This is a genomic window from Photobacterium sp. R1, assembly GCF_054600795.1.
Genome location: NZ_BAAHZP010000133.1, coordinates 1 through 410, shown reverse-complemented (window position 1 = coordinate 410; position 410 = coordinate 1). Strand labels below are relative to the sequence as shown.

The 410-nt window shown below is 55.1% G+C and carries 1 pseudogene; it reads left to right on the top strand.

The annotated features are described in order from the left end of the window. Positions 1 to 410, top strand: a pseudogene (locus ACYP03_RS24320) (transcription-repair coupling factor); the annotation flags it as partial.

The window sequence follows — 410 nt, the reverse complement described above, 5'->3', positions numbered from 1 at the left end:
ACGCCGGGAGCCAGAGTCCATCTATCAGCAGGTGAGCAAGCGCACCTGGCCGGCAGGGATTGAATACTGGCAACCGCTGTTTTTCGACAATACAGATACCTTGTTTGATTATCTGCCGGATAACACGCTGTTGCTGACCATTGGCGATCTGAACAACGCGGCGGAGCATTTTCTCCAAGATGCCGAATACCGCTTTCAGGAGCGCCGTGTCGACCCGCTGCGCCCGCTGCTCGAACCTAAAGCCCTGTGGCTGACAACTGCAGAAATGTTCAGCGGATTTAAAACCCTGCCGCAGGTTAAGCTGAACAAAGTCCCGGAAGAAGACAAAGCAGGTCGGTTCAACCCGGCCATTTCGCCTGTGCCGGCGCTGACCATCAATCATCAGCTGAAAGAGCCCTTATCGGCACTGC